The organism is Streptomyces sp. NPDC054840, assembly GCF_053611065.1.
This window is the reverse complement of sequence record NZ_JBSGZP010000097.1, coordinates 1-15,500: the sequence shown is the minus strand read 5'-3', so window position 1 is coordinate 15,500 and position 15,500 is coordinate 1. Positions and strand designations below refer to the sequence as shown.

14 protein-coding genes and 1 pseudogene are annotated in these 15,500 nt (G+C 73.5%); 9 read left to right on the top strand and 6 right to left on the bottom strand.

The window, feature by feature from the left end:
• On the top strand, window positions 1-1,635 hold a 1,635-nt coding region (locus tag ACWGIU_RS10180), incomplete at its 5' end, for a S41 family peptidase (RefSeq protein WP_453704228.1).
• A gap of 76 nt (window positions 1,636-1,711) precedes the next feature.
• Here the strand turns inward: ACWGIU_RS10180 and ACWGIU_RS10175 are convergent.
• On the bottom strand, window positions 1,712-2,491 hold the full coding sequence (locus tag ACWGIU_RS10175) for a DeoR/GlpR family DNA-binding transcription regulator (RefSeq protein ID WP_453704226.1): 780 nt from the start codon (window positions 2,489-2,491) through the stop codon (window positions 1,712-1,714).
• Between the two features lie 233 nt (window positions 2,492-2,724).
• Between ACWGIU_RS10175 and ACWGIU_RS10170 the strand changes: the two genes are divergently transcribed.
• The 3 genes from ACWGIU_RS10170 to ACWGIU_RS10160 all read left to right on the top strand — a co-directional run bounded on the left by ACWGIU_RS10170 (window position 2,725) and on the right by ACWGIU_RS10160 (window position 5,070).
• A complete protein-coding gene (locus ACWGIU_RS10170; RefSeq protein WP_453704224.1) occupies window positions 2,725-3,627 on the top strand; it encodes an SIS domain-containing protein in 903 nt (300 codons plus the stop codon).
• Window positions 3,624-4,460 carry a class II fructose-bisphosphate aldolase gene (locus tag ACWGIU_RS10165; RefSeq protein WP_453704222.1) on the top strand — a complete coding sequence of 279 codons (837 nt, stop codon included), beginning with the start codon at window positions 3,624-3,626 and terminating at the stop codon, window positions 4,458-4,460. The genes ACWGIU_RS10170 and ACWGIU_RS10165 overlap by 4 nt, the downstream gene beginning before the upstream one ends.
• A gap of 70 nt (window positions 4,461-4,530) precedes the next feature.
• Complete coding sequence (locus tag ACWGIU_RS10160) at window positions 4,531-5,070, top strand: hypothetical protein (RefSeq protein ID WP_453704220.1); 540 nt, start codon at window positions 4,531-4,533, stop codon at window positions 5,068-5,070.
• A gap of 114 nt (window positions 5,071-5,184) precedes the next feature.
• On the opposite strand, the pseudogene ACWGIU_RS10155 reads toward ACWGIU_RS10160, so the two are convergent.
• Window positions 5,185-5,735, bottom strand: a pseudogene (locus ACWGIU_RS10155) (DinB family protein).
• Between the two features lie 125 nt (window positions 5,736-5,860).
• On the opposite strand from ACWGIU_RS10155, the gene ACWGIU_RS10150 reads away from it, so the two are divergent.
• Window positions 5,861-7,051: an acyl-CoA dehydrogenase family protein gene (locus ACWGIU_RS10150; RefSeq protein ID WP_453704218.1), complete on the top strand. Its 1,191-nt coding sequence runs from the start codon at window positions 5,861-5,863 to the stop codon at window positions 7,049-7,051.
• A 63-nt stretch (window positions 7,052-7,114) separates the two neighbouring features.
• On the opposite strand, the gene ACWGIU_RS10145 is transcribed toward ACWGIU_RS10150, so the two are convergent.
• From ACWGIU_RS10145 to ACWGIU_RS10135, 3 genes are all read right to left on the bottom strand, one after another.
• Window positions 7,115-7,528 carry a VOC family protein gene (locus ACWGIU_RS10145; RefSeq protein ID WP_453704216.1) on the bottom strand — a complete coding sequence of 138 codons (414 nt, stop codon included), beginning with the start codon at window positions 7,526-7,528 and terminating at the stop codon, window positions 7,115-7,117.
• Window positions 7,525-8,088, bottom strand: coding sequence for a MepB family protein (locus ACWGIU_RS10140; protein ID WP_453704214.1), 564 nt, complete (start codon window positions 8,086-8,088; stop codon window positions 7,525-7,527). The genes ACWGIU_RS10145 and ACWGIU_RS10140 overlap by 4 nt, the downstream gene beginning before the upstream one ends.
• Window positions 8,089-8,319: 231 nt before the next feature.
• Window positions 8,320-8,712, bottom strand: coding sequence for a TOBE domain-containing protein (locus ACWGIU_RS10135; protein WP_453704213.1), 393 nt, complete (start codon window positions 8,710-8,712; stop codon window positions 8,320-8,322).
• A gap of 254 nt (window positions 8,713-8,966) precedes the next feature.
• Between ACWGIU_RS10135 and ACWGIU_RS10130 the strand changes: the two genes are divergently transcribed.
• The 4 genes from ACWGIU_RS10130 to ACWGIU_RS10115 all read left to right on the top strand — a co-directional run bounded on the left by ACWGIU_RS10130 (window position 8,967) and on the right by ACWGIU_RS10115 (window position 14,230).
• On the top strand, window positions 8,967-9,872 hold the full coding sequence (locus ACWGIU_RS10130; RefSeq protein WP_453704212.1) for an oxygenase MpaB family protein: 906 nt from the start codon (window positions 8,967-8,969) through the stop codon (window positions 9,870-9,872).
• Between the two features lie 26 nt (window positions 9,873-9,898).
• The gene (locus ACWGIU_RS10125; protein ID WP_453704210.1) at window positions 9,899-12,010 is read left to right on the top strand and encodes a protein kinase domain-containing protein; all 2,112 of its coding nucleotides are present in this window, start codon (window positions 9,899-9,901) and stop codon (window positions 12,008-12,010) included.
• Window positions 12,007-13,575 carry a phytoene desaturase family protein gene (locus tag ACWGIU_RS10120; RefSeq protein WP_453704209.1) on the top strand — a complete coding sequence of 523 codons (1,569 nt, stop codon included), beginning with the start codon at window positions 12,007-12,009 and terminating at the stop codon, window positions 13,573-13,575. The genes ACWGIU_RS10125 and ACWGIU_RS10120 overlap by 4 nt, the downstream gene beginning before the upstream one ends.
• A gap of 247 nt (window positions 13,576-13,822) precedes the next feature.
• Window positions 13,823-14,230, top strand: a complete 408-nt coding sequence (locus ACWGIU_RS10115) for a PPOX class F420-dependent oxidoreductase (protein WP_453704207.1) — start codon at window positions 13,823-13,825, stop codon at window positions 14,228-14,230.
• A gap of 157 nt (window positions 14,231-14,387) precedes the next feature.
• Here ACWGIU_RS10115 and ACWGIU_RS10110 read toward each other — a convergent pair.
• On the bottom strand, window positions 14,388-15,500 hold a 1,113-nt coding region (locus tag ACWGIU_RS10110), incomplete at its 5' end, for an FAD-dependent monooxygenase (protein ID WP_453704205.1).

The following is a 15,500-nucleotide window of genomic DNA, read 5'->3' as shown; positions in this document are numbered from 1 at the left end:
CCGCCCGAGTGGATCTTCCACTCGGAGATGTCCAAGGTGTTCCACTCGGTCCGCGACCTGCACACCAACTACCAGCTGCCCGCACCGTTCGCCGGGAAGATCGCCTTCCTGCCCTTCCTGGTCGAAGAGACCACCGACGGACCGGAGCCCCGTTTCCTGATCACCCGCGTCGTCCCGGGTTTCTCCGCACCGGCCTTCGCGCCGGGCGTCGAGGTCACCCACTGGAGCGGCGTCCCCATCGAACAGGCCGTCGAGCTCAACGCCGCCCGGTTCGCCGGAGGCAACTCTGCGGCGCGCCGCAGCCGGGGCATCGAGTCACTGACGGTGCGCTCGCTCTCGGCCCATCTGCCCCCGTTCGAGGAATGGGTGACCGTCAGCTACACCGGTACCGACGGCGTCGCCCGCGAACTGCGCGAGAACTGGCAGATCGTGGACAACCGCCCGTCGGCGGCCGGCCCGGAGGGCGAGGCGTCGCTCGTGCTGGGCCTGGACCACGAGTCCGAGGAGGTCAGCCGGGCCAAGGTCATGCTGTTCGTCCCCCACGTCATCGAGCAGCAGCTGGCCGTGGACGCGGGGAGGTCCCCGGACACCGCGGCGGGCGAGACCGCGAGCACGATGCCGGAGGTCTTCACGGCCCGTACCGTCCAGACCCCCTCGGGCACCTTCGGCCACATCCGCATCCACACGTTCCACGTGCCCGACGCCGGCGCCTTCGTCGAGGAATTCGTCCGGCTGATCGGCGAGCTGCCGCAGAACGGCCTGATCGTCGACGTGCGCGGCAACGGCGGCGGCTCGGTCTGGGCATCGGAGCTCACCCTCCAGACCCTCACACCCCGGCGGATCACCCCGGAACCGTTCCAGTTCATCAACACCCCCCTCAACCTGCGCATCTGCCGCAGCAACCCCAGCCTGCGCCAGTGGGTGAACTCCATGGAGCAGTCGGTCGAGACCGGCGCCACCTTCTCCGCCGCCCTGCCGCTCACCCCGACGGACCTCGCCAACCAGATCGGCCAGCAGTACTTCGGGCCGGTCGTCCTCATCACCAACGCCCGCTGCTACTCCGCTACCGACATGTTCGCGGCCGGCTTCCAGGACCACGGGATCGGCACCGTGCTCGGCACCGACGACAACACCGGCGCCGGCGGCGCCAACGTCTGGGAACAGAGCCAGTTCATCGCCGACTTCCCCGTCGCCTCCTCGCCGTATCTGCCGCTGCCGAACGGAGCGGGGATGCGCGTGGCGATCCGCAGGTCCCTGCGGGTCGGCGAGCGGGCCGGTACGCCACTGGAGGACCTCGGGGTCGTCCCGGACGAGCGCCACCGGATGACCCGCCGGGACCTCCTGGAAAGCAACGTGGATCTGATGGCACGGGCCGGGGAGCTTCTCCGGGCCCAGCCCGTGCGCGAGCTGACCATCGCCGACGTCACGCGTGCCGACGGCTCGCTCCGCCTCAGGCTGAAGACCGCCAACGTCGACCGCGTGGACGTGTACCTCGACCGGCGTCCGCGCACTTCGGTGGACATCCCCGACGGCCAGGCCGACGTCACGGTCCCCGGAGCCACCGCGGCCCGGTCGGTGCGGGTGGACGGCTTCGCCCTGGGCGAGCTCGTCGCCAGCAGCAGCAGGCGGCTGTAGGGGAGGGCCGCGGCGGACGGAGGGCGGCCGGGCCCCGGGGGCTCCGGCCGCGCCCCCTGGCTCCGGCCGCGCCCCCTCACACCCGCAGCACCTCCACGCCGGCGGTCGCGAACTCCTGTGCGGCCTCCACCGTCAGGCCGGTGTCCGTCACCAGGACGTCCACCGACGAGGTCGCGCAGATGCGGGCGAACGCGCGGACGCCCAGCTTGCTGGAGTCGGCCGCGACGACCACCCGGCGGGCACGTTCGCACAGCAGGCGGTTGATCGAGGCCTCGTCCTCGTGGCGGGTCGCCGCGCCGTCCGCCGGGTCGAAGCCGTCCACGCCGAGCACCGCCGTGTCCACCGCGAGCTGGCCCAGTACCTGCTCGGCGAGCGGGCCGGTCAGCTCGTACGACTGGGCGCGGGCCACCCCGCCGGTCAGCACGATCTTGAACTGGGGCCGGATCACCAGCTCACCCGCGATGTTGAGAGCGTTGGTCACCACGGTGAGCGCCGGCGAGCCCTGGGCCAGGTCCGGGCGCCCGGCCAGCGCCCGCGCCACCTCGGTGGTCGTGGTGCCGCCCGTCAGGCCGATCACCTCGCCGGGGGTGATCAGGGCCGCCACCGCCTCGCTGATCCGCTGCTTCTCGGCGGCGCGGCGCGAGGTGCGGTAGCGCAGCGGGAGTTCGTACGAGACCCCGTGCAGCACGGCTCCGCCCCGCGTGCGGACCAGCAACTGCTGCTCGGCGAGCTGGTCGAGGTCGCGGCGGATGGTGGCGGCGGACACGCCCAGGCTCTCCGCCGCGGGCTCCACCTCCAGCTCGCCCCGTTCCACGAGCAGGTCCAGCAGCGCCTGCCAGCGCTCCTTGCGGGTCATCGGCCGCCCCTTCGGTGTCTGCGACATAACGTTCCACGGCGTTTCGACGGCCTTCGACGGCGGTCCATGGCGGTCCACGGCGTTTCCCGGCGGCCCCGTCGGTCCGTCCCGCGACACTAACTCAGCCGCCCCAGCCGTAGATGCTTGAAGTTGCGTGAAACAGGCCGCTACCTTGCAGGAAAACGCATTGAGCGCATCCAGACCCGTCCGTCCTGTCGCACGAGGGAGCCTGTATGAGTCACGTCGCGTACGAGTTGGGCACGCAGCCCGCATGCTGGGAGCGGGCCGCCGAACTGGCCCCGGCGCGGGGGACGGTGCTGCCGCAGCCGGGGGAACGTACCGCGATCGTCGGGTGCGGGACCTCCTACTACATGGCCCAGGCGGCCGCCGTGCTGCGCGAGGAGGCCGGCCAGGGCGAGACGGACGCCTTCCCCGCCTCCGAGTTCCCGCGCCACCGCCGCTACGACCGGGTCGTCGCCCTCACCCGGTCCGGCACCACCACCGAGGTACTGGACCTGCTGGCCGGGCTGCGGGACGCGGGCGTGCCCACGACCGCGGTCATCGGCGATCCGGCGACCCCGGTGATGACCGCCGCGGACGAGCTGGTCGTCCTCGACTTCGCCGACGAACAGTCCGTCGTACAGACCCGTTTCGCGACCACCGCCCTCACCCTGCTGCGCGCCCACGTCGGGCTGCACACCCCCTCCGTGGTCGCCGACGCCCGCACCGCCCTCATCGAGCCGCTGCCCGCCGACATCGCCGGCCGGGGCCAGTTCACCTTCCTCGGCCGCGGCTGGAGCGTCGGGCTCGCCCACGAGGCCGCGCTGAAGATGCGCGAGGCCTCGCTGTCCTGGGCCGAGTCCTACCCGGCGATGGAGTACCGGCACGGGCCGATCAGCGTCTCCGGGCCCGGCACCGTCACCTGGTCGCTCGACGAGGCCCCCGACGGGCTCGCCGAACAGGTCCGCGCCACCGGCTCCCAATGGGTGCCCGGGCGGCTCGACCCGCTGGCCGAACTAGTCCGCGTACACCGCCTCGCCCTCGCCGTCGCCGCCCACCAGCAGCTCGATCCGGACGCGCCGCGCAACCTCACGCGCTCGGTGATCCTCCCCGCCGGCGAGGAGGCCGTCCGATGAGCCTGGTCCGGGCCGGCGACCTGGTCCTGGAGGCGGCCGCGGCCGGCCGGGCCGTGGCCGCCTTCAACATCATCACCCTGGAGCACGCCGAAGCCGTCGTCGCCGGTGCCGAGGTGGCCGGACTGCCGGTCATCCTCCAACTGAGCGAGAACGCCGTGAAGTTCCGCGACATGCGGCTGCTGCCCATCTCCCGGGCCGCCGGCGCGTGCGCGGAGGCCGCCGGGGTCCCCGTAGGCCTGCACCTCGACCACGTCAAGAGCCCCGAGCTGCTCCGGCAGGCCTGCGACGCCGGATACAGCTCGGTGATGTACGACGCCGCGCAACTCCCTTACGCCGAGAACCTGGAGGCCACCCGGTCCGCGGCGGACTGGGCACACGCCAACGGGCTGTGGATCGAGGCCGAGCTGGGCGAGGTCGGCGGCAAGAACGGCGCCGCACCGCTGGACCCGCACGCGCCCGGCGCCCGTACCGACCCCGACGAGGCCCGGCGGTTCGTCGCCGACTCCGGTGTCGACGCCCTCGCCGTCGCCATCGGCAGCAGCCACGCGATGACCAGCCGGACCGCGGCCCTGGACCACGGGCTGCTGGCCCGGCTGGCCAAGACCGTGGACGTGCCGCTCGTCCTGCACGGCTCCTCCGGTCTGCCGGACACCGAACTCGCGGCGGCCGTCGCGGGCGGCATCCGCAAGGTCAACATCGGCACCGCCCTCAACGTGGCGATGACCGAGGCCATCCGTACCCACCTGACCGCGGCGGACCCACGGCCGTACCTGATGGCGGCCCGCACGGCGATGGCGGCGACGGCGACGGCTATGATCGGCGCGCTGAACTGACGGGTGACGGGTGGTGGGTGACCGGTCGCGGGTCACGGGCGATGGGCGACGGGCACGGGGGACGGCGATCATGGACACCCAGCGGGGACACGTGAACCGCCGCCGGTTCCTGCTGATCGCCGGCCTCCCGCTGCTGACGGTGGGCGCGGGCTTGACGTACCTGATGTGGCCGCAGCCCCCGCACCGGCCCGAGGTCCGTACCGACCTGGAGCCGCTGAACCGGCGCCTCGGGCCGTTCCTGGGCGAGCTGACCGACGCGCACTGGCTGGGCTACGACATCGACGACACGGGTGACGGCCGGAGCGTCCCGGGCCCCGATTCCCGGGTCCGGGTGGTCGGTGTCGCCCATCTGCCGGCCGGCGGCGCCGCCGCGATCACCGGCAAGCCCGACCACGCCTTCGCCGCCGTCGGCGTACCGCCGGACCTGCCCGCCGCGCTGAACCAGTACCTGCCCGCGGCCGCGACCTGGCAGAAAAGCCCGGGCTTCGACGCGTACGCGAACGGCCAGGGCGCCGCAGGCCAGGCGTCGGACGGGATCCCATCGGGCCGGTACCTCTTCGACACGGCCCGCGACCTCGTCCACTTCGACGTCCTCTACCTGTTCACCTGACGTCCCGCGCGGTGGGGCCTGGCGGAGTGGGCGTCAGCGCGGTACGAGGCGGGCCTGGTGGTAGTGGCCTGACTGGAGATACTCCTCGGGCGAGTTGGGGGCAGCCTCGCGCCTTCAGATGCCTATGGCCCCGTCGATCCGCTCGCGCAGAAGGTCGGCGTGCCCGTTGTGCCGCGCGTACTCCTCGACCATGTGGATCAGTACCCAGCGCAGCGACACCTTCCCGCGCCACGCGTCGACGGCCTCGACGTCCAGATCGGGTGCCTCGGCCACGAACCGTTCGGCGAAAGCCACCTCGGCGCGCCACGCCCCCAGGCCGCCTCGACCGCCGCGGGATCCGCCCGGGCCCCGTCGAAGTCCCCGTCGGGATCCTCGGCCGAGGAGAACCGGGGCGGCGCGTCCTGACCTGCCGGCACCATCCGGAACCAGCGGCGCTCCACATCGGCCAGGTGCCGCACCAGACCGAGCAGGGAGAGTGTGGCCGGTTCCACCGACCGGTGCGCCAACGCGACCTCCAGGCCTGCGCACTTGAGCGCCAAGGTGGCACGGTGGTCCGCGAGGAAGGCGACCGGCATCCGCCGCTCGCCCCCGGTCGCGGGACCGCTGAAGCGGCTGTCCCGCTCGGCTTCGACGAAGAATTCCGCTCTGCTGTGTGGGCTCGTCATGGTTGTGATGATGAACGCGGGTACCGAACGGCCGGAGCCCGGGTCCTTCCGAATTCTTGTAACAGGTTCTACTCTGACCGCCGCCACCACAGCGCCCGGTTGGACCGTGAGACCCCGGAGGGGCCGTGCACCTCGAATACACGCCTGAGCAACAGCGGTTGCGCACCGAACTGCGCGCCTACTTCGCCGAGCTCGTGCCGCAGGACGTCTACGCCCGCTACGAGGATCCGGCCGCCCAGAAGCGCTTCTACCGGGCCACCATCCGCCGGCTCGGCGCCGACGGCTGGCTCGGGGTCGGCTGGCCCAAGGAGTACGGCGGCCGCGGGATGACTCCGATGGACCAGTTCATCTTCTTCGACGAGGCGGCACAGGCCGTCGTACCGCTGCCCCTGATGGCGCTCAACACGGTCGGGCCGACCATCATGCAGTTCGGCACCGAGGAGCAGAAGGCCTACTTCCTGCCGAAGATCCTCGCCGGGGAGATCGACTTCGCCATCGGCTACAGCGAGCCCGACGCCGGCACCGACCTGGCGGCGCTCACGTGCAAGGCCGTCCGGGAGGGCGACGAGGAGACCGGCACCTACGTCGTCGACGGACAGAAGATCTGGACCACGAACGGAGACACCGCCGACTGGGTCTGGCTCGCCGTACGCACCGACCCGGACGCCCCCGCCCACAAGGGCATCACGATGCTCCTGGTCCCGACCTCGGACCCCGGCTACTCCTGCACCCTCATCAACACCCTCGCCTCGCACGACACCACCGCCAGCTACTACGAGAACATCCGCGTCCCGGCGAGCCGCCGCGTCGGCCAGGAGAACAAAGGCTGGCGCCTGATCACCAACCAGCTCAACCACGAACGCGTCACCCTCGCCGCACACGGCACCATGGCCATCCGGGCCCTCCACGACGTCCAGCGCTGGGCCGCCGCGACGAAACTCGCCGACGGCCGCCGGGTCATCGACCTCTCCTGGGTCCGCGGCCGCCTCGCGCGCACCCACGCCCGACTCGACGCGATGAAGCTGCTCAACTGGCAGATGGTGGGCGCGGTCCAGGCCGGCACCCTCACCCCGCAGGACGCCTCCGCGGTCAAGGTGTACGGCTCTGAGGCCCGCCGGGACGCGTACGCCTGGCTGATGGAGATCGTCGGCGCGGCCGGCTCCCTCAAGGACGGCTCGGCGGGCGCGGTCCTGCACGGCGAACTCGAACGCGGCTACCGCAGTGCCGTGATCTTCACCTTCGGCGGGGGCAACAACGAGATCCAGCGCGAAATCATCTCCTGGATCGGCCTGGGCATGCCGCGCGTACGCCGCTAGTGCTGTGGCGAGGAGTTCTACTCGTTATGAAAAGGGATAGCTGGCCACCTGGCCTCCGGGCGATCAGCCGGGGGCGGTGATCGCGACGAGTTCGATCTCGAAGCCGTCCGTGTTCTCCAGGTAGGCGGCGTAGTGCTGCGGGCCGCCGGCGTGGGGGTGGCGCTCCGGGAACATCAGGTGCCAGCCGTGGCGGGTCGACTCCTCGGCCAGGCGGTCGACCGCGGCCGCGTCCTCCACGTGGAAGGCCAGATGGTTCAGTCCCGGCCGGCAGCGGTCGTGCCGGTCGGCGGTGAGGGCCGGGGACTGTTCGACGACCAGGTACGTCGGCCCGAGGCGCCAGCTGCGGCCGGCGGTCCAGTGCTGGTAGGGGGTGTGGCCCAAGGCCTCCAGGAGCCAGCCGAGCGAGGCGATCGCGCGGTCGAGGTCGGGCACCCACAGTTCGATGTGGTGCAGTGTGCCGCCGACCGGCCGGCTCACGTGTAGAGCTTCCGGGCGCGGTTCAGGTCGACGGGCCCGCCCTCGGGTCGCGGCAGCGGCAGGAAGTGCTCCAGCTGCCACTTCTGCGCGCTGCCGGCCTGGCGGTTGGTGGTGGTCACCCAGGGCGGATAGACGCGGAAGGCACGCTTCCCGCCGGACCCGTCCGTCGATACGACGCCGTGGCGGCGGAGCGCGTCCAGGGGGAGGACGAACTGGCCGAAGCGCTGACCGTCGCGCGTACTGATGACGAAGAGGTCCACCGGGTCCGCGGCGTCGAACGGCTGGATCGGACCCGCCGGTGAGCGCTTCCAGACGGTGACGAACTGGCCGGCCTTCGTGGGGGTCGTCTTCGCCGCGCGGAACCGGACGGCGAGGCCGTCCAAGGTGAAGGAGTGGGCGGCGTAGTCGGCGCTCTCCGCTTCCGGGACCGGCTGCGAGCAGGCGAATCCGCAGGGGTCGTAGACGAGCGCCTTTGCCGCGACGAGGTCCGCGTGGACCCTTGCGGTGTCCGACCAGGGCTGGAGGCGGGGAGGGGAGGAGGGTTCGCGGTGCGTCGTCATCCCTTCACCCTGTCACGGGCTGGACCGGTCCCGCGCCCGCGGTCCGCGGCCCGGACTCCGGGGTACCGCGTCAGCATGGCGACCACCGGCGCAGGACCCGCTTCATGGAGGGGACTGGCCCACGGCTAGCAGTTGGGCTCCCACGGGGCTGCACCAACCTCGCCCTCATCATCGCGGCCCGCGCCCTCGACGCGGAACTCGACACGGCGTGAGCCGGGCCGCGCGGCGCGGTCAGTCGAGGTCGATGTGGACGCTGGTGGACTTCACCCGGGCGACGGCCTGCACGCCGACCGCGAGTCCGAGTTCCTCGACCGCCTCGCGGGTCAGCAGGGAGACCACGCGGTGCGGGCCGGCCTGGACCTCGACCTGGGCGGCGACCTCGCCCAGCGTCACCGCCGTCACGATCCCGGGCAGCGCGTTTCGCGCCGAGGTGGCGGACTCGCCGTCGCCCTCGGCCGTCTCCTGGGCGAGCGCCACGCAGAAGGCGGCCAGATGCACGCCCTCGATCATCCGCTTGTTGCCCTCCCGCAGGATCGGGAAGCGGCCCGCGTCCGCCCAGCGGCGGGCGGTGTCGGTGCTGACGCGGAGGAGTTGGGCGGCCTCGCCGATCGTGTAGAGCTGCACGCCGCAACTTTATGCCGCCGACGCCCCGGCCGACGCCCCGACGGGGGATCGTCCAGGGACTCGCGGCGGACGGGCAGCCGCGCCGCGCCGCGCCGCGCCTCGCCTGGCCGACGGCGGCGCGCTCCGTCGCCGGAGCGGTCCTCGCCACGCAACCTCGCCCCCGGACGGGACGTACGCATCGCGGGACGGCCGCCGACGGCCGCCCGGATCGGTAGGCTGGAGCCGCCGGGCGCCTGCGACGGGGAGGTACGCCGATGGGGACCACCGTGACCGGACGGCGCCCCGGCGCGGATCCGGGGCTGTACGGCCCGTCGTCCGTCACGTGGCAATGCCACGGCGACCCGATGATGTGGATCGCCGGGCTCCGCGCGCTCTACCTCCAGGCCCTCCACCCGCGCGCCGTCCGTGGGGTCATGGAGAACTCCGACTTCCGGCGGGACGCCTGGGGGCGGCTGCTGCGCACCGCCGACTTCGTCGGCACCCTCACCTACGGCACCACCGAGGCCGCCGAGCGCGCCGGCCTCCGCGTCCGCACGATCCACCGCGAACTCTCCGCGACCGATCCGGACACCGGTGAACGCTTTCCCGTCGACGACCCCGAGCTGCTGCTGTGGATCCACTGCGCGCAGATCGACAGCTTCCTGCACGTGCTGCGCCGCTCAGGCGTCCCGCTCACGCCCGCGCAGGCCGACCGCTACGTCGACGAGAACCGGGTGGGCGCCCGACTCGTCGGTCTCGACCCGGCCGGGGTCCCCGCCGACACCGATGGGCTCGCCGCGTACTTCCGCCGGATCCGCCCCGAACTCGCCGCTGGCCCCGACGCACTCGCCGTGGACGATTTCCTCCGCGGCCCGCCCGTCCCTGCCCTTCTCGTACGTGGCCGAAACCTGCTGTGGCCGCCGATCGCCGGCCTGGCGTACGGTTCCCTCCCGGGCTGGGCGCACCAGCTGTACGGGCGGCCCGCACCGGCCCCGCGCAGCATCACGCGGCGCCTGCGCCTCACCGGACGCGTACTGCGCAGCATTCCCGCAGGTCTACGCTGGCAGCTGCCTCCAGGTCACATCTTGAAAGCGATGCGCCGCATGGGCTCCGGGAGCCGCCCCTCGCCGTACACACTGCGTACATCAGCGGCCATACTGGACCGGCCGGGGAGGGCGTAGCGCGAAAACGGGGGCGGCTTTAAGACATGGCGGAGTCCAGACTGATCCAGGGCCGTTACCGGTCGCTCGATCTGATCGGGCGCGGCGGCATGGGCGAGGTATGGCGCGCCCGCGACGAATCGCTGGGCCGGCAGGTCGCCGTGAAGTGCCTCAAGCCGATCGGCGCCGAGCAGGACGCCCACTTCACCCAGGTGCTCCGCGAGCGGTTCCGCCGCGAAGCGCGCGTGGCCGCGTCCCTCCAGCACCGCGGGGTCACCGTCGTCCACGACTTCGGCGACGACAGCGCCGCCGGGGGCCCCCTCTACCTCGTCATGGAGCTCCTCGAAGGCCGCAACCTCAGCCAACTCCTGGAGGACAACGACACCCGGCCGCTCCCCGTGGACGTCGTCGTCGACGTCGCCGAGCAGATGGCCGCCGCCCTCGGCTACACCCATGACCAGGGCGTCGTCCACCGCGACCTGAAGCCCGCCAACATCATGCGGCTCACCGACGGCACCGTGAAGATCTGCGACTTCGGCATCGCCCGCCTCGCCCACGACATCGGCTTCACCGCCAAGCTCACCGGCGGCGGCATGGCCATGGGCACCCCGCACTACATGTCGCCCGAACAGATCGCGGGCGGCGAGGTCGACCACCGCAGCGACCTCTACTCCTTCGGCTGCGTCCTGTACGAGATCGCCACCGGCGCCCCGCCCTTCGACCTCGGCGACTCCTGGTCGGTGCTGGTCGGCCACCGCGACAACGCGCCCGTACCGCTGCGCGAGCACCGCCCCGAGCTGCCCGGCTACTTCGACGAAGTGGTCCTGGACCTGCTCGCCAAGCGCCCCGAGGACCGGCCGGGCGACGCCCGCCACGTGCACCGCCGCCTCGTCGAGGCGCGGCTGGGACCGGGCGGGCTGCCCGGCGCCCAGGCACCGCTCCCGCCCTGGGCCCGAGGTATGACCGCCGGACGCAAGGCCGGGACCGACGCCCGGCCCGCGAGCGGCGAATGGGCCGTGCTCACAGGAGCCTGGACGGCCGCCCACCCCGCCGGCCGGCAGCCGGAGCCGCGCCCGCGCGGCGCGTACCCCCCGGTCCACCCCGGCACCACCACCATCGTCCGTCCCGCGCCCTCCGAGGACCCGCGGCTCACCGCCGCGTACGGGTTCCCGCGCCCCGCCGGCCCGCGGGGCAGCGGCCCCGACGCGCTCGCCGCCGGTCACGCGCGCGCGTACGCCCTCAGCCGCGAGGGCCGGCCCGAGGAGGCGCTCGCCGGGTACGCGGCCGTCGCCGAGGGGCGCACCCGGGTACTCGGCGCGGACCACGCCGACACCCTCGCGGCGCGCCAGGAGACGGCGTACGAGCTGGGCCGGCTCGGGCGCCACCAAGAGGCGCACGACGTCTACCGCGCGGTGCTCGTCGCCCGCGAGCGGACGATGGGTCCGCTCCACCCCGACACGTTGCGCTGCCGGCACAACCTGGCCTGCGCGCTGAGCGCGCTGGGCCGGTTCGAGGACGCCCACGCCACCGCCGCCGAGGTCGCCGCCGACCGCGCGGCCGTCCTGGGCGCCGAGCACGCGGACACCCTGCTGACCCGGTACGAGGCGGCGTACGCGCTCGGCCGCCTGGAACGCTGGCAGGAAGCCCTGGTCGCCTTCCACGAGGTCGCCGTCGCACGCGAGCGGGCGCTCGGCCGCGACCACCCCGACACCCTGGCCGCCCGCTACGAGGTCGGCATCGCGCTCGGCCGCACCGGGAGGAGCGCCCAGGCCCTCGACCTGTTCCGGGCCCTGGTCCGCGACCGCACCCGCGCCTACGGGGTCACCGACCCCGAGACGCTGCGCGCCCGGCACGTCCTCGGGGTCAACCTGGGCCGCCTGGAGCGCTGGGCGGAAGCGGTGGCCGAGGCCCGCCAGGTGGGCGCCCTGCGTGCCGAGGTGCTCGGCCCCGAGCACCCGGACACCCTGGTCAGCCGCCGGGAACTGGCCGGAGGGCTGGGCCGGCTGGGCCGCTGGGACGAGGCGCTGCCCATCTACCGGGACCTCTCCGGAATCCGCGAGCGGTCCCTCGGCGACGACCATCCCGACACGGTCCTGGCCCACGCCGACGAGGCCCACTGTCTGGAGCGGCTCGGCCAGGTGTGCTACCAAGAGCCATGACGACCTTCGGGCGGGACGTGTACGACGATGTGATCGTGGGCGGTGGGCACAACGGCCTGGTGGCCGCCGCGTACCTGGCCCGGGCCGGCCGCTCGGTGCTGGTCCTGGAGCGGCTCGGGAACACGGGCGGGGCGGCGATCTCCAGCCGCCCCTTCGTGGGCGTCGACGCCAGACTCTCGCGCTACTCGTACCTCGTCTCCCTGCTCCCGTCGAAGATCGTGCGCGACCTGGACCTGCGGTTCGCGGTGCGCCGCCGCACGATCTCCTCGTACACCCCCACCGAGCGCGGCGGGCGGCCCGGCGGACTGCTCGTCGGCGGCGGCGAGCAGCGCACCCGGGAGTCCTTCGCACGACTGACCGGCTCGGAGCGGGAGTACGAGAGCTGGCGCGCCTTCTACGGGACCACCGGGCGGGTCGCCGAGAGGGTGTTCCCGACCCTGACGGAGCCGCTGCCCACGCGGGCGGAGCTGCGGGCCCGGATCGACGACGAGGCCGCCTGGCGGATGCTCTTCGAGGAGCCCCTCGGGCAGGCCGTGGAGCGGAACTTCGCCGACGACCTGGTCCGCGGGGTGGTCCTCACCGACGGGCTGATCGGCACCTTCGCGGACGCGCACGACCCCTCCCTCGCCCAGAACCGCTGCTTCCTCTACCACGTCATCGGCGGCGGCACCGGCGACTGGGACGTGCCGGTCGGCGGCATGGGCGCGCTGACGGACGCCCTCGCCGCGGCGGCCCGGGCGGCCGGAGCCGAGATCGCCACCGGCCACGAGGTGCTGCGGATCGACACGGACGGGGTCGGGCCGGCCGAGGTGGTGTTCCGCAAGGCGGCCGGCGAGGGCCGGGTCGTCGGCCGTACGGTCCTGGTGAACGCCTCGCCGAGGGCCCTGGCCGAGCTCCTCGGCGAGACCCCGGCCGCAGGCGCGGCCGCGGCCCCGGAGGGCGCCCAGCTCAAGGTCAACATGCTGCTGCGCCGGCTGCCCCGCCTCCGGGACACCTCGGTGGACCCGAACGAGGCCTTCGGCGGCACCTTCCACATCGCCGAGGGCTACGCCGAGCTCGCCCGGGCCTACGCGGAGGCCTCCTCCGGCGAACTGCCCTCCGTACCGCCCTCGGAGATCTACTGCCACTCGCTGACCGACCCGACGATCCTGGGCCCGGCACTGGTGGAGCAGGGCTACCAGACCCTCACCCTCTTCGGCCTGCACGCCCCGGCCCGGCTCTTCGAGAAGGACAACCACCAGGCCCGCGAGGTACTCCTGACGGCCACCCTCGCGCAGCTCGACGCGCACCTGGACGAACCGCTCACCGACTGCCTCGCCTTCGACGCGGACGGCCGCCCGTGCATCGAGGCGAAGACCCCGCTGGACCTGGAACGCGAACTGCGGCTGCCCGGCGGCCACATCTTCCACCGGGACCTGTCCTGGCCCTACGCCGACCAGGGCGGCCGGTGGGGCGTGGAGACCGCCCACCGCAACGTACTGCTGTGCGGAGCGGGCGCGGTCCGCGGCGGCGGCGTCAGCGGCGTCCCCGGGCACAACGCGGCGATGGCGGTACTCGGGCACTGAACGGGCAGCCCTTGGTGCCGCTCGGCCGGACGGGTGGATCGTGCGTACCGCGTCCGCCCGCCGGGCCGGGCACGTCGGCCCGGCCACGAACCGGAAATCGCGGGTGTCCGGGGCCGCGGCGCGCGGTGCGGCACGGGGCGGAGGAACTTGCCCGGGACGGCAGCGATTTTGCAGGCTGTCAGTTGCCGGTCCCCTCCGAGGCCAGTCGGCCCGGGGACGGCAGTCAGCCGAGGGAAGGAACCGCCGCGTGTCCGCCGCACTCTCCGACGACCTGAAGAAGCTCATCGACGACAGCCCGGTCTTCGCGACCGTGGCCACGATCCAGCCGGACGGCAGCCCGCAGCTGTCGATCACCTGGCTCACCCGGGACGGCGACGACCTGCTGATCTCCACGACGGTCGGCCGCCGCAAGGAGAAGAACCTGCGGACGGACCCGCGCATCACGGTCATGATCAACCCGGCGGACGCGCCCTACTCCTACGCCGAGGTCCGCGGCACGGCCGCACTGACCACGGAGGGCGGCCAGGAACTGATCGACGCGCTGTCGCGCAAGTACACGGGGAAGGGGTACGCGGACTTCAACCCGGCGTCGAAGGAGGACGCCGAGCGCGTCGTCGTCCGCGTCACCCCGCGCAAGGTCGTCGGCTCGATCTGAGGCGCCCCGGACGGGCCGACGGGAGGAAGGAGACCCCCGTGGGCCCGTTTCTGCGGTGTGCGCACGGCCCGTCGGTGGACCGCCGGCCCCGTCCCGGGCCGCTGTCGTCGTCCGTCATCCGACGCCGCCCGCCTTCGCGTCGAAACGGCCGGCGACCTCACCGACGCGCACCTGCGCCCGTGGGCGCGGTGTCCCTTCCGGCCGGGAGCGAGAATCCGTCGAACAGGGCGGCCATCGCCCGGTTCGCGGCCCGGGCCGGTGTGGCGCGGACCGCGAGGTCGCGGACGGCCACGGCGAGGGGGTGGGTGAGGGCGGCGACCTGGCCGGCCCGGCGGGCGCGGACGCGGATGGCGTCGGTGCGGGCGCAGCGGGCGGCGCTGTAGGCGACGAGGGCCGCCGGGACGTCCTCGGGGCCGGTGCCGGCCAGCAGATGGCCGAGGACCGCGGCGTCCTCGACGGCCTGGCAGCCGCCCTGGCCCAGGTTGGGGGTCATCGCGTGGGCCGCGTCGCCGAGCCAGGCCAGGCGCCCGTGGTGGAAGCGGGGGAGCGGGGCGGCCAGGTCGTACAGGTCGTGCTGGAGCACGGCCGCCGGGTCGATCCGCTCCAGCAGGGCCGGGATCGGGTCGTGCCAGGTGCCGTAGCGGCGCAGGAGTTCGGCGCGGACGTCGGCGGGACGGTGGCCCGTGGGTACGACGGCGGTGGCGTAGAGGTAGACCCGGCCGTCGGCGAGCGGCACCACACCGAAGCGCTCGCCGCGGCCCCAGGTCTCGGCGGTCGCCGTCCTGGCGAGGCTCGCGGCAGCGGGCAGGACCGTGCGCCAGGCGGTCTCGCCGCTGTGGCGGAGGCCGGGGTGGTCGGGGAAGTACTGGCGGCGCAGCGGGCTGTGGATGCCGTCGGCGGCGATGACGAGGTCGGCGCCGCCCAGGTCGCCGGCGTCGGTGCGGACCACGGGGGAGCCGCCGCCGTCGTCCACGGAGGTGACGGTGACGCCGTAGCGGATCGCCGTGGCGGGAAGGGCGGCGGCCAGGGCGTCGGTGAGGGCCGAGCGGTGCAGGGCGAGCGGCGGGCCGCCGAAGCGGGCGGCCAGAGCGGCGGTGTCGGCGCGGCTGAGCCAGCGGCCGTCCGGGCGGCGCAGGCCCATGGCGGCGGGGACGGCGCGGCCCGCCGAGCGGGTGATGTCGAAGCCGATGGTGTCGAAGGCGCGCAGGGCGTTGGGGGCGAGCACGATCCCGGCGCCGACTCCGGACGGCCCGGCCGCCCGCTCGCACAC